This window comes from Streptomyces sp. NPDC040589 (assembly GCF_055594445.1).
The window spans coordinates 93,126-106,518 of the sequence record NZ_JBVIWP010000013.1 but is presented as its reverse complement, the minus strand read 5'-3'; the positions used below and the strand labels follow the sequence as shown (position 1 = coordinate 106,518).

Sequence of the window (13,393 nt, the reverse complement as noted above, 5' to 3'; positions counted from 1 at the left end):
GCACGCACGACGAAAGCGATACCGCACCATGGATCTCGGCGTCCGCTGGAAACTGCACGGCGACGGACGCACCCCGGCGCCCGGCGCGGTGGTCCGCCCCGACGAGCGGCTCTCGTGGCCCCGCACGGCCGGGCTCGGCGCCCAGCACGTGGTGGCCATGTTCGGGGCGTCCTTCGTGGCTCCGGTCCTGATGGGCCTCGACCCCAACCTCGCGATCATGATGTCGGGCGTCGCGACGGTCGTGTTCCTGCTGGCCACACGCGGTCGCGTCCCCAGTTACCTGGGCTGCTCGCTGTCCTTCGTGGGTGTGGCGGCGGTCATCCGCGCGCAGGGCGGCAGCAGCGCCACCGTCACCGGCGCGGTCTTCGTCGTCGGCGCCGCGCTGTTCCTGGTGGGGCTCGCCGTGCGGCGGTTCGGGGCGCGGATCATCCACGCCACGATGCCGCCGATCGTGACCGGCGCCGTGGTGATGCTGATCGGCTTCAACCTGGCACCGGTGACGGCCTCGACGTACTGGCCGCAGGACCAGTGGACGGCCCTGCTGACGATGCTGTTCACCGGTCTGGCGGTCGTCTGTCTGCGGGGTTTCTGGTCGCGGATCGCGATCTTCCTCGGGCTGGTCTTCGGATACGGCCTCTCCTGGGTGTCCGACCTGGTCTTCGGCAAGATCCACTCGGTGGACGCGAGCGGCAAGGTCACCGACCACTGGCGGCTGGACCTGTCCGGCGTGGGGCAGGCCGACTGGATCGGGCTGCCGACGCTGCACGGCCCGTCCTTCGAGTGGTCGGCGATCCTGGTCGCCCTGCCGGTCGTCATCGCGCTGGTCGCGGAGAACGCCGGGCATGTGAAGGCGGTCGGCGAGATGACCGGCGACTCGCTGGACGACAAGCTCGGCACGGCGATCTCGGCCGACGGCGTCGGCTCGATGCTGTCCACCGCGGTCGGCGGCCCGCCCAACACCACGTACTCCGAGAACATCGGCGTGATGGCCGCGACCCGCGTCTACTCGACGGCCGCCTACTGGGCCGCCGCCGGCTTCGCCCTGCTGTTCGGCGTCTGCCCGAAGTTCGGCGCGGTCGTCGCGGCGATCCCGGGCGGGGTGCTCGGCGGCATCACCGTCATCCTGTACGGCATGATCGGCCTGCTCGGCGCCCAGATCTGGCTCAACGCCCGGGTGGATCTGCGCAATCCGCTGAACCTGGTCCCGGCGGCGGCGGGCATCATCATCGGCGTCGGCAACGTCTCCATGAAGTTCACGGACACGTTCTCGCTGAGCGGTATCGCGCTCGGCACGATCGTCGTCATCACCGGCTACCACGCCCTGCGGGCCTTCGCCCCGGCCCATCTGAAGACGCAGCATCCGCTGCTGGACGAGGGCACCTCCTCCTACGACGACGCCAAGTCGTAGCGTCCTACGGCGAGGCCAGGTCGTAGGCGTACGACGCCGTGAAGGTCCCCGGCCTGCCCTTGCAGCCGTCCGACTCCCCGGGCAGCTTCACCCACAGGTAGGCGTCGATCCGGGCCTCGCCGGTGCCGAGGGTCGGTGTCCGGCCGAGCTTGCGGCCCGACGGGTCGCACCACTCCCCGTCGGCCGGGGCGCCGTTGCCGTTGCGGCTGGTGTCGATGACGGCGCCCAGGCTCGCCGGGCCGCCGAGGGCGTCCAGGACCCGCCGGACGTAGGCGACCTCGTCGGCCGTGGTGTGGAAGTTGGAGACGTTGCTGAAGATCCCGTCGGAGGACTCGGGCGATGCGGCACCGGCCTGCCGCAGCCATGCCGCCTGCTTGCCGGGCGCGTTCCAGCCCGAGTGTCCCGCGTCGAAGTAGACGCGTGCCCGGGGGCTGGCGGCCTTCAGGACCCGGCCGGCCCGGGCCAGCGAGGCGAAGCGGTCCGCGCGTGCACCGGCGGAGAGGCACTCGGTCTGGGCGACCGAGTCCGGCTCCAGGACGACGATGACCTCGCCGGATCCCAGCCCGGCCGCGAACCGGTCGATCCAGGCGTCGTACGCGTCCAGGTCGGGCGCCCCGCCCTGGGAGTGACCGCCGCAGTCCCGGCCGGGTATCGCGTACGGCACGACGACGGGCACCCGGCCCTGTGCCGCGCCGCCGGACGTCACCGCGGCGACCCGGGCGGTGAGCGTGTCCGGGGCGTAGTCGGCGAACCAGACGGCGGCCGGCCGGACGGCGATGCGGGACGCTATGACCGCGTGGCGCGGGTCGCCGTCGTGGGCCCGGATCCAGTCGAGCACCTGGGAGTCGGGGTGGCGGTAGAGCCGTCCGGTCACGGCACGGGCCGGCTTCTGCTTCCCGGTCTCCGTCCTCGGGGGTGAGGGCGCGGGGACGGCGCTCTTCGTCGAAGACGGTGTGGGCGAGGCGGAGCCGGAGACCGACGGGGACACCGAGGGCACCGCGGGCAGGGGCGCAAGACGGGGCGAGGCGGACACCTCGGGGGCCCGGGCCTCGTCCGAGGATCGCCGGTCGTCGACCGCGGAGAGCGCCCCGGCGACCACGCCGGCCGCGACCACGACGGAGGCCGCCACGACCATCGCGCCGCGCCGGGCGGCGCGCCTGCGCTCGGCCCTGCGGGCGGCCAGGCGCTGGGCACGTAAGCCTGACACGGTGCTGCTCCCCCTCCCCCTGCGGCGGGCGGCGTTCCCTCGTTTCGGGGAAGCGCCGGGCCAGCCGGTACTCCCGCCAGCCTAGAGCTGGGACTCTGCCCGCATGCCGCGATGCGAACAAGTCCCCCCAGCCGTGGACACTCCGGTCGACGGAGTCATCTCCCGTATGCGCGCCCTCGACGCGGCCCTGCACCCCCGGGACGGGGTGGCCGTCTTCAACCGCGTCTACCTCGCCGTGACGGAGGCGGTGGACCGGTACGTCGACACCGGGCGGTTCGCGGACCCGCACGCCGCGATCACGCTGGACGTACGGTTCGCGGAGCGGTACCTGGAGGCCGTCGCGGCGGCGGCCGGAGAGCGGCGCCCACCCGCCTGCTGGCGGCCGCTGTTCCAGTTCCGCCGCCATCCCGGGGTACGGCCGTTGCAGTTCGCCCTCGCGGGCATCAACGCGCACATCGGGCACGATCTCGCGCTGGCCGTCGTGGACACCTGCCGTACGCTCGACTGCGCACCCGCCGAGCTGGAGGACGAGTTCGACACGGTGGGCGATCTCCTCGTCTCGCTGGAGGAGCGCATCCGCGAAGATCTGATGCCGGGCCCCGATCTCCTCCAGATCGCCGACCCGCTGACCCATCTGCTGGGCTCCTGGAGCCTGGACCGCGCCCGGGACGCCACCTGGACGGCGGCCCGGGCCCTGTGGGCACTGCGCGGACTCCCCGACGTGGCCCAGGAGTTCACCGAGCACCTGGACGCGGCGGCGGGCCTCGCGGGGCGCATGCTGCTCACGCCCCTACCCGAGTACTCCTAGTCCTCCGGCAGCTCGACGGGCGCGATCTCGTCATAGACGTCGCCGGGCCCCGGGTTGGTCGGGTCGGTCGTGCCGCCGAAGTGGTGCATGACGCCCCAGACCGCGTTGAGTGCGGTCTGGACGGCGCCCTCGGCCCAGCCGGCCGTCCAGGAGATGTCGTCGCCGGCGAGGAAGATGCCGCGCTTGTCCTCGGGCAGCTCCTCCTGCATGAAGTGCGTGAACAGGCGCCGCTGGTAGCGGTAGTGGCCGGGCAGGTTGGCCTTGAACGCGCCCATGAAGTAGGGCTCGTTCTCCCAGGAGACGGTCACCGGGTTGCCGATGATGTGCTTGCGGATGTCGACCTTGGGATAGATCTCGCCGAGTGACTTCAGCATGACCTCCATCCGCTCGTTCGCGGACAGCGGCAGCCACTTCAGGCTGTCGTCGCACCAGGTGTAGGAGAGGCAGATGACGGCGGGCTTGTCCGGGCCGTCGTCGAGCAGGTACGTCCCGCGCGTCATACGGTCGGTGAGCGTCATCGACATGACGTCCCGGCCGGTCGGATTTCCGCTGTCGTCGACGGCCTTGTCGAGCCAGAAGGGCCGGTCCACGGGCACGAAGAGCTTCGAGGACTCCATGTAGTGGGTCCGCTCGATGGCCGTCCAGTGGTCGATCGGGAAGAGCGAGTCGTCGCAGTCGATCTTCGACAGCAGCATCCAGGACTGGGCGGTGAAGATCGCCGTCCGGTAGGTGCGGATGTCGCCGTGCGCGTCGGTCACCGTGATGCGGTTGCCGGCCGTGCGGTGCAGCCGGGTCACCGCCGGACGCGGCTCGCCGCCGTCGTGCAGGCTCGCGAGCGAGGTCCCCTGCGCCCAGTGGACGATCTTCGCGGGCTCGCGCTCCCAGAGGCGCAGCGGCAGTTGCTGGGAGCCGCCGACGATGCCGCGGTGGTGGTCGTCGGCCTCGGTGTAGACGACGCGCAGGATCTCCAGGATGGAGTTGGGGAAGTCGGTGTCCCAGCCGCCCGTGCCGAAGCCGACCTGTCCGAAGATCTCGCGGTGCCGGAAGGACTTGAACGCCTCGGAGTCGCAGAGGAAGCCGTAGAAGGTCTGGTTGTCGAGCTTCTCGACGAGCCGCGACCAGATCTCGCGGATGCGCGGGACGTCCCGCTCGCGCAGGGCCCGGTTCATGTCGGAGAAGTCGGCGCCCTCCTCCAGGCACCGGTTCCACGCCTCGGCGACGTCCCGGTAGACCTGGGGCAGGTCGGCGACCGTCTCGGCGTAGTGCGACTCGCCCTTGAGGTCGACGACGGTCGACGGGGTCGCCTCCGCGAGGGGGTTGGGGAAGGACTGGGTCTGAAGACCGACCAGGTCGATGTAGTGCTGGAGCGCCGTGGACGACGGCGGGAAGCGCATCGCGCCCATCTCGGCGGTGAGGGACTCGTCGCACCCGTCGAAGCCCACCGTCCGCAGCCGGCCGCCGATCTGGTCCGCCTCGTAGACGACCGGCTTGAGGCCCATCTTCATCAGCTCGTACGCGGCGACGATGCCGGACAGGCCGCCGCCGATGACCGCGACCTCCGTGCCGTGCTCGGTCGCGGGTATCTGCCCGAGACCCGCCGGGTGGGCGAGGAAGTCGTCGTAGGCGTACGGGAAGTCCGGGCCGAACATGGTGATCGGCGGCTGCTGCGCGTCTGCGTGCTCGACGGCGTTGGGCACGGTGGACGTCATGGGGTACGGACTCCTTGCAGAAGAAACAGATAGGTGCGGGGGGATCAGGCGAGCGACCCGTACAGGCCCGGGCGCCGGTCCAGCAGATACGGGTTGGCCTCGCGGGACGCGGCGAGGAGGACCGGGTCGGCATCGGCGAGGACCAGCTCCTCGCCCCGTCCGGCCCGGGTGCGGGCGACCCCGTCGGGCCCGGCGAGCGTGGACAGCCCCACGAACTCGAACTCGCCTTCCCGGCCGACCCGGTTGACGTACGCGACGTACATCTGGTTCTCGAAGGCACGCACCGGGATCATCGACTCGGCGACGAACTGGAACGGGTGCATCTGGGCCGTCGGGACGAGCAGCAGGTCGGTGCCGGCGAGGGCGTGGGCGCGGACGTTCTCCGGGAACTCCACGTCGTAGCAGATCAGGATCCCGACGCGCAGACCGTCGATCTCCGCCTGGACGACCGGCTGGTCCCCCGGTGTGAAGTGGTCGCGCTCGAAGCAGCCGAAGAGGTGGGTCTTGCGGTAGTTCGCGAGACGGGTGCCGTCGGCGGAGATCAGCTGGGCCGAGTTGAACACGGCGTCGCCCGCCCGCTCGGGGTAGCCGTAGGCGATCGCGAGACCGTGGCCGGTCGCGATCTCGGCGACGGAGTCCGCGCAGTCTCCGTCGGCGGGCTCGGCGAGGCGGCCGATGTCGTCGCCGATCGCGTACCCGGTCAGGAACATCTCCGCCGTGACGAGCAGCCCGGCGCCCGCGGCGGCGGCCCGGCCCGCGGCCTCGTCGAGGAACTTGAGGTTCTCGACGGTGGAGCCGGGGCGGCCGGAGCTCTGGAGCAGGGCGGTGCGCATGCGTGTTCCTCACCGGGACGCGGGGGGGATTTCGGGGGCCTGATAGACGGTACGGTCGGCGGGCTCGGGCGGACAAGGAGCAGCCGTTGCGCGCCGATGAGCTGATCATTGCGTCCCTCGGGGGGCCGACGGCGATTCGTTGCAAGCCCCGCGGTCGTATGTCCCGTCATCCCCTGGGCGCAGGCCCGTGCGGTACTCCCCTCCGGGCGGCGGAGGCGGGGTCACGTCCCCGGAGCGATGTGGCACGGGCGCCGCGCCGGGACAGTGGTGAGCGTCCAGTTGACGTGCGTCACCTGCGGAAGGGACCGCCATGAACCGCCGTACGAAGACCGCCTTACTCGGCTCCGCGCTGCTGCTCACCGTCGCCGCCGCGGCAGGCTCCGCCGGAGCCTCCGCCCCCGACGAGAGCAAGCGTGAGGCCGCCGCGCTCACCGGCAAGGCCAAGCTGTACCGCTCGGCCGGGGACGACATCACCTTCTCCTTCGACGCGCATCTGGCCGCGAAGGACAAGGCCGACCCGATGAAGGCCACCGGTACGTTCGAGTGGAGCCACTACCTGAACGGCGAGGGCGCCCGGGCGAAGGCGAAGGTGGACTGCCTGCTCACCGGCGGCAAGGTGGCCGTCGTCTCCGGTGTGATCACCTCCTCCGACCTGCCCGGCGCGAAGGGCAAGCGGGTCGGGATCACCGTGCACGACCTCGGTCACCGCGACCGGCTGGGCTACAGCTGGGCCTCGACGGGCTCCCCGGTCGAGACGAAGGACCTGCCCAAGTGCGTGGGCTCGGCGCCCTTCGAGAAGGTCAAGAAGGGGACCGGCGACTTCTCGGTCACCCCCTGGCAGCCCGACCTCTAGCAGCCAGCAGCAGCGCGGTCACCAGGTACGGCACGGCGAACCACACGAAGGCCGTGCCGTGTCCGGTGGCCGTGCCGAGCGCCCCGTAGCCGACGTACACGGCGACGGTGGCCAGGTCCGTGCCCAGCCCGGCGACCGAGGTGAGGGTGGCCCGGCCGGAGTCGTCGATGCGCTGCTGGAGCCGGGCGTCGGCCAGCACGCTCGCCGCCTGGAAGCCGCCGAAGGCGAGTGCCACGAGGGCGATTCCGGCCAGGGTGCCGGCACCGGCGCCCACGGCCAGGGCGAGTGCCGTGCCCGCGAGCAGCGCCGCGAGGCCCTTCGTGCCGAGGCGTTCGCCCGCCCCGGCCAGCAGTCCTCCGGCTGTGGCGCCCGCCCAGATCAGCAGCAGAAGGTAGGGCACCAGCGCGTCGGAGACTCCGGTGTCCCGGACCAGCAGCGGCGTGTACTCGTCGAGGGCGCCCCACACGGCGGTGACGGCCGGGACCAGCAGGATCGCTCCGCGTACGGACCGGTCGGCGCGGGCCTCGGCGAGCCCGGCCCTCAGGGTCGCGGTCCAGCCGTCCTGCCCGGCCGTCGGGGTCCGGTGTTCCGGGAGCCGGGTCGCCGTGGCCGCCGCCAGCAGGCACACCAGCACGCTGGCGGCGCCTACGGCGGTGTGGCCGCCCCAGGCGAACACGGGTCCGGCCAGTCCGGTCGCCGCCATCACGGCCACCAGGCCGGCCGCACGGGCCCGGCCCATGACACGGGCGTACCGGTCGGCCGCGCCGAGCCGCTCCAGTTCGTCGTAGACCAGCGCCTCGCACGCGCCGGAGGCGAGGGCTCCGCCCATGCCCCAGAGCACGAAGCCCAGCGCGAAGGCGCCGTACGACGGGAGGAGCGTCCACAGGGCGAAGCCGGCGGCGGTGAGCAGCGGGCCGAGCCAGAGCAGCCGGCGACGCGACACGGCGTCGGCCCAGGCGCCCGACGGGACCTCGAGAGCCACGCCGGTGACCGACCACAGGGCGAACAGGGAGGAGATCTGCCAGACCGACAGCCCGGTGTCGCGGAACAACAGCGCGTACACCGGGTAGAGCAGGACGAACTCTTCGAGGAACGCGTAGCGGTACAGCGTGCCGGTCAGCCGGCGGACGCCGGACGTACGGCGCCCACGGCGCTCCTCGGAAGGCGCGGCTGTGGATCAATGTCGCCAGGTCATGACACCGATGGTAGGCCGGTCGGGCCGATCACGCCGCTGGATTACGTCGGCGATCCCGACGAGAAGCGCCGCAGCAGCGGCGACAGCACGAGCACGGACTTGGTCCGCTCGACGAACGGCTCCCCGGCGATCCGCTCCAGGACCCGTTCGAAGTGCCGCATGTCGGAGGCGAAGACCTGGGCGATCGCGTCCGCGTCCCCGGTGACGGTGGACGCGGCCACGACCTCCTGATAGCGCTCCAGGCCCCGCTGGATGGTCTCCGGGGAGGTGTTCCCCCGGCAGTAGATCTCGACGAACCCCTCGGTCTCCCAGCCGAGGGCACCCGGGTCCACCCGGACGGTGAAGCCGGTGATGGCTCCGGTGGCGCGCAGCCGGTCCACGCGCCGTTTCACGGCGGGTGCGGACAGGCCGACGATCTGGCCGATGTCGGCGTAGGAGCGGCGGGCGTCCTCGGCGAGGGCGTGCACGATGCGTTCGTCGAGATCGTTCAGCACAGTGGGTAGATCACTTCTCGGATGGTGCGAGTCGGGAACGGCGGTAGCCGTACCCGAAGTAGAACACGAGCCCGGCGGCCATCCAGACACCGAAGACCACCCAGGTCACGGCCGACAGGCTGCCCATCATCCAGAGGCAGAAGCCGAAGCCCAGCGCCGGCATGACCGGGGAGAGCGGCACCCGGAAGGTGCGGGGCATGTCCGGGCGGGTCCGGCGCAGGACCACGACGGCCACGTTGACGAGCGCGAAGGCGAACAGGGTGCCGATGCTGGTGGCGTCGGCGAGCTGGCCGAGCGGGATCGCGGCGGCGAGCACACCGCAGAACAGCGACACGATCAGGGTGTTGGCGCGGGGGGTCTTGGTCTTCGGGTGGACCTTGGAGAAGACCTTCGGCACCAGCCCGTCACGGGACATGGCGAAGAGGATGCGGGTCTGGCCGTACAGCACGGTCAGGACCACGCTCGCGATGGCGATGACCGCGCAGAACGCCAGCAGCGTGCCCCAGAAGGTCTGCCCGGTGACCTCGCGCATGATCTGGGCGAGGGCGGCCTCGGAGTCGGTGAAGTTCTTCCAGGGCTTGGCGCCGACCGCGACGGCGGCGACGAGGACGTACAGCGCCGTGACGATGACCAGCGACAGCATGATCGCCCGGGGCAGGTCGCGCTGGGCGTTCTTCGCCTCCTCGCCGGCGGTGGAGGCGGCGTCGAAGCCGATGTAGGAGAAGAACAGCGTGGCTCCGGCGGCGCTGACACCCGCCATGCCCAGCGGCATGAAGTTCTCGTAGTTGCCGGAGCGGAAGCCCTGGACGCCGATGGCGCAGAACATCACCAGCGCGGCGATCTTCACGATGACCATGACGGTGTTGGCGCGGGCGGACTCCTTGGCACCGCCCAGCAGGAACGCCATCGCGAGCAGGACGACGATCAGCGCGGGCAGGTTGAACACGCCGCCGTCGCCGGGCGGGGCGGACAGGGCGGCCGGGATGGTGACGCCTATGGTCCCGTCGAGCAGTTCGTTGAGGTACTCGCCCCAGCCGACCGCGACGGCCGCGACGGACACGCCGTACTCCAGGACCAGGCACCAGCCGCAGATCCAGGCGATCAGCTCACCCATCGTTGCGTACGCATACGAGTACGAGGACCCGGCGACCGGGATGGTGCCCGCGAGCTCGGCGTACGACAGGGCCGAGAACAGGGCGGTGAGGCCGGCGATGACGAAGGAGAGCGTGACGGCCGGGCCCGCCTTGGGGACGGCCTCGCCGAGGACGACGAAGATGCCCGTGCCGAGGGTGGCACCGATGCTGATCATGGTGAGCTGCCACAGGCCGAGGGAGCGCCGCAGCGACCCTCCCTCACCCTGGCCACCCTCCTCGACCAGGTTCTCCACCGGCTTGCGACGCATGAGGCGCGCACCGACGCCCGGGGCGGGCGGGTCGGTCTGACTACTGCTGTGCGGGGGTGCGCCTTGGTCGAGCACGTGCTGGGCTCCTTATCGCTGCCGGTCAGGGCGGCAGGGACCGGCGGCACCTCTGGAGCAGAGACCCACCGAGCGGGGTCCCTGCCACGCCACGTACGAGGCGACAGCCTACGAGGATCGGCGTTGCTGGTGAAATGCAGCAACCTTGCGCATCCCCGCAAGATCGTTGCGTTCCTCGGGACTCGGTGGGTGTTCGTTGCGGGACGGCTGTCGACCGTTGCGCAAGGAGCCGTCAGAGGGCCCTGACGCGAAACGCGCGGGGGTCGGCCCGGTCATGCGGGACGCCGTCGATCAAGCCGTTGATCACCGGGCAGGCGGCGATCTCCATGCACCGACGGTAGGGCCCACGCCAGCCGAAACGGCCCCCGGGTTTCCCGCAGGGCGGGACACCGGGGGCCGTACGCAAGGGCGTTGGCGTGTCAGCTCCAGCTGGCGTGCAGGGGCTTGCCCTCGGCGTAGCCGGCGGCGCTCTGGATGCCGACGATGGCCTTCTCGGCGAACTCCTCCAGGGAGCCGGCTCCGGCGTAGGTGCAGGAGGAGCGGACGCCCGCGATGACCGAGTCGATCAGGTCCTCGACTCCCGGGCGGGCCGGGTCGAGGAACATGCGGGAGGTGGAGATGCCCTCCTCGAACAGCGCCTTGCGGGCGCGGTCGTACGCCGACTCCTCCGACGTGCGGTTGCGCACGGCACGCGCGGAGGCCATGCCGAAGGACTCCTTGTACGCCCGGCCCTGGGCGTCGTGCTGGAGGTCGCCCGGGGACTCGTAGGTGCCCGCGAACCAGGAGCCGACCATCACGTTGGACGCACCGGCCGCGAGGGCCATGGCCACATCACGGGGGTGGCGGACGCCGCCGTCGGCCCACACGTGCTTGCCGTACTTCTTCGCCTCGGCGGCGCACTCCAGCACGGCGGAGAACTGCGGCCGTCCGACGCCGGTCATCATGCGCGTGGTGCACATGGCGCCGGGGCCGACACCGACCTTGACGATGTCCGCGCCGGCCTCGATCAGGTCGCGCACACCCGCGGCGGCGACCACGTTGCCCGCGACGATCGGCACCTGCGGGTCGAGGTCGCGCACCAGCTTCAGGGCGCTGATCATCGACTCCTGGTGGCCGTGGGCCGTGTCGATCACGAGCGCGTCGACACCCGCGTCCAGCAGTTGCCGGGCCTTGCCCGCAACGTCGCCGTTGATGCCGACGGCGGCGGCGATGCGCAGCCGGCCCTGCGCGTCGGTGGCCGGCTGGTAGAGCGTGGCGCGCAGGGCGCCCTTGCGGGTCAGGATGCCGGCGAGCGAGCCGTCCCGGTTGACCGCGGGGGCGTAGCGGCGGTTGGCGTGGTCGAGGGTGTTGAAGGCCTCGCCCGGGTCCATGTCCGCGTCGACGAGCAGCAGGTCCCGGGACATGACCTCGGCGAGCTGCGTGAAGCGGTCCACGCCGGACAGGTCGGCGTCGGTGACCACGCCGACCGGCTTGTGGTTCTCGTCGACGACGACACCGGCGTTGTGCGCGCGCTTGGGCAGCAGCGCCAACGCGTCCGCGACCGTCTGGTGCGGGGACAGGATGATCGGGGTGTCCAGCACCAGGTGCCGGCTCTTCACCCAGGAGACGACGTCGGTGACCACGTCGTTCGGGATGTCCTGCGGTATCACCACGAGGCCGCCGCGGCGGGCCACGGTCTCGGCCATGCGGCGGCCTGCGATGGCGGTCATGTTGGCGACGACGAGCGGGATGGTGGTGCCCGTGCCGTCCGGGGAGCTGAGGTCGACGGCCTGCCGCGAGCCGACCGCGGAGCGGCTCGGCACCATGAAGACGTCGTCGTACGTCAGGTCGTACCCGGGCTGGATGTCATTGAGGAAACGCACGTGCTGCACATCCCAGTCGATCAGAGGTGACCCCCGAACCGGACGGTCCGGGGGAAAGAGCACGTACTTCATTCTCCCACGACGAGGGCCCGGACGTCCCTGAGCAGATCATCCAGGCTGGTCAGGAGGCCTCTCGGAGGATGCTCCAAGCCCGAGGGTCACGAAGAGGCCCGGGCCCCGGTCCGTCGCCTCGGCGAAGATCTCCTCCGCGACCTGCCACTCCTCGGGCCGCGTCTCGGCGTACGTCCGCCAGCCCCGTACGACGACCAGCAGCCCCCGCTCCTCGGACCCCTCGGGCCAGAGGGCGGGGTCGGCCAGGCAGTCGGCGAGGGCGTCCCAGTTGCGGCCGAACCAGTCGGGCAGGGCCAGGTCCCGGGCGCAGCGGTCCATGAGGCCCGCCTTGTCCGTGACGCCGTCGAGGTCCAGAACGAGCACGATCCGGCCCGCCGGGTCGTCCGGCACCTGGTGCGACTCCCTCACCATCCGTCAGGCTCCGTCCGGGTCGGCCCTGTTGAGCGCGGACTTCGGCGCCGGGCCCGCCGTCATCAGGTAGTCCGCGGCCGACGTGTCCGTGACCAGGCTGGTGACCAGCCCGGACCGCAGCACCGCGTCGATCGCGGGCCCCTTGCGCTGCCCGCCCGCGATGGCGACGACCTCGGGGACGCGGCGGAGCTGGTGGGTCTTGACCGTGATGCACCGCTCGCCCAGGTCCCGGCCGACCCGGCGGCCCTCCGCGTCGAAGAGGTGCGCGGACATCTCGGCGGCGACACCGAGAGAGGCGTAGTGCGCGCGCTCCTCGTCACTGAGCATGTCGTGCACCGTGGAGATGCCCGGCTCCCAGGAGCCGATGGAGACACAGGCGACGGTGACCTTGTCGAAGTGCTCGAAGGCCCGGGCGATCCCCGTCTGGTTGCGCAGTGCCGTGGCCGTGGCCGCGTCGGGCAGCAGCATCGGCGCGTAGATGGGGTGGGCGTCGCCCCCGGACACCTGGGCGGCGCGGCGTACGGCCTCGACGGAGCCGCGCTCGGCGGTCCCGGCGTCGTACACGCCCGTCAGCTGCACCACCGTGCACGGCGGCAGCCGGTCGAGCGCCGCCGCCATGTGGATCGTGGAACGGCCCCAGGCCAGTCCCAGCACATCACCTTCGTTGACCAGTTCGCCGAGCAGGTCGGCGGCCACTTCTCCCAGGTTCTCGGGGTCCGGTGTCTCCTCGGCCTCGGCCGGGGACTCGACCACGACAGCGTGCCTGAGGCCGTAGCGGGCGCGGAGCGCGTCCGAGCGCTCCGCGTCCAGTTCGGCCGGCACACGGATCTCGATACGCACGAGATCCCGTTCGAGGGCGGTCTCCAGGACCCGGGCCACCTTGAAGCGGCTGACGCCGAACTCCTCCGCGATCTGGATCTTGGACTTGCCCTCGAGGTAGAAGCGGCGGGCCATGGCCGCCGCCTGCACCAGCTCAGCGGGTCCCATCCGCATGGCTGACCGGCCCGCCGACATACCCGACACGGCGATCTCCTCACTGCTGTTCACACTCTGGATTCGCCGTT

12 protein-coding genes are annotated in these 13,393 nt (G+C 71.5%); 3 read left to right on the top strand and 9 right to left on the bottom strand.

Annotated features, from left to right (window positions below; genetic code table 11):
* Window positions 1-28 precede the first annotated feature (28 nt).
* Entirely contained in the window at window positions 29-1,408 is a 1,380-nt protein-coding gene (locus ACZ58V_RS37855; RefSeq protein ID WP_468198970.1) for a uracil-xanthine permease family protein, read from the top strand.
* Window positions 1,409-1,412: 4 nt separating this feature from the next.
* On the opposite strand, the gene ACZ58V_RS37850 is transcribed toward ACZ58V_RS37855, so the two are convergent.
* Window positions 1,413-2,543 carry a glycoside hydrolase family 6 protein gene (locus ACZ58V_RS37850; RefSeq protein ID WP_468199031.1) on the bottom strand — a complete coding sequence of 377 codons (1,131 nt, stop codon included), beginning with the start codon at window positions 2,541-2,543 and terminating at the stop codon, window positions 1,413-1,415.
* A gap of 175 nt (window positions 2,544-2,718) precedes the next feature.
* Between ACZ58V_RS37850 and ACZ58V_RS37845 the strand changes: the two genes are divergently transcribed.
* Entirely contained in the window at window positions 2,719-3,423 is a 705-nt protein-coding gene (locus ACZ58V_RS37845; protein WP_468198972.1) for a DUF5995 family protein, read from the top strand.
* Here the strand turns inward: ACZ58V_RS37845 and ACZ58V_RS37840 are convergent.
* Both ACZ58V_RS37840 and ACZ58V_RS37835 read right to left on the bottom strand, forming a co-directional pair.
* Window positions 3,420-5,132: a flavin monoamine oxidase family protein gene (locus ACZ58V_RS37840; RefSeq protein ID WP_471295768.1), complete on the bottom strand. Its 1,713-nt coding sequence runs from the start codon at window positions 5,130-5,132 to the stop codon at window positions 3,420-3,422. The two genes, ACZ58V_RS37845 and ACZ58V_RS37840, sit on opposite strands and share 4 nt — an antisense overlap.
* A gap of 44 nt (window positions 5,133-5,176) precedes the next feature.
* Entirely contained in the window at window positions 5,177-5,965 is a 789-nt protein-coding gene (locus ACZ58V_RS37835) for a carbon-nitrogen hydrolase family protein (protein ID WP_468198977.1), read from the bottom strand.
* Between the two features lie 310 nt (window positions 5,966-6,275).
* Between ACZ58V_RS37835 and ACZ58V_RS37830 the strand changes: the two genes are divergently transcribed.
* Window positions 6,276-6,818, top strand: coding sequence for a Repetin (locus ACZ58V_RS37830; RefSeq protein WP_471295766.1), 543 nt, complete (start codon window positions 6,276-6,278; stop codon window positions 6,816-6,818).
* Here ACZ58V_RS37830 and ACZ58V_RS37825 read toward each other — a convergent pair.
* The 6 genes from ACZ58V_RS37825 to ACZ58V_RS37800 form a co-directional block, all read right to left on the bottom strand.
* Entirely contained in the window at window positions 6,793-7,938 is a 1,146-nt protein-coding gene (locus tag ACZ58V_RS37825; RefSeq protein ID WP_471295849.1) for an MFS transporter, read from the bottom strand. The two genes, ACZ58V_RS37830 and ACZ58V_RS37825, sit on opposite strands and share 26 nt — an antisense overlap.
* 116 nt (window positions 7,939-8,054) lie before the next feature.
* Window positions 8,055-8,507 carry an Lrp/AsnC family transcriptional regulator gene (locus ACZ58V_RS37820; protein ID WP_003988931.1) on the bottom strand — a complete coding sequence of 151 codons (453 nt, stop codon included), beginning with the start codon at window positions 8,505-8,507 and terminating at the stop codon, window positions 8,055-8,057.
* Between the two features lie 10 nt (window positions 8,508-8,517).
* The gene (locus ACZ58V_RS37815; protein ID WP_468198981.1) at window positions 8,518-9,984 is read right to left on the bottom strand and encodes an amino acid permease; all 1,467 of its coding nucleotides are present in this window, start codon (window positions 9,982-9,984) and stop codon (window positions 8,518-8,520) included.
* Between the two features lie 419 nt (window positions 9,985-10,403).
* Window positions 10,404-11,846, bottom strand: coding sequence for a GuaB1 family IMP dehydrogenase-related protein (locus tag ACZ58V_RS37810; RefSeq protein WP_468198983.1), 1,443 nt, complete (start codon window positions 11,844-11,846; stop codon window positions 10,404-10,406).
* Window positions 11,847-11,954: 108 nt separating this feature from the next.
* A complete protein-coding gene (locus tag ACZ58V_RS37805) occupies window positions 11,955-12,308 on the bottom strand; it encodes a barstar family protein (RefSeq protein ID WP_468199036.1) in 354 nt (117 codons plus the stop codon).
* 24 nt (window positions 12,309-12,332) lie between these two features.
* The gene (locus tag ACZ58V_RS37800; protein WP_468198985.1) at window positions 12,333-13,376 is read right to left on the bottom strand and encodes a sugar-binding transcriptional regulator; all 1,044 of its coding nucleotides are present in this window, start codon (window positions 13,374-13,376) and stop codon (window positions 12,333-12,335) included.
* Window positions 13,377-13,393: the final 17 nt, after the last annotated feature.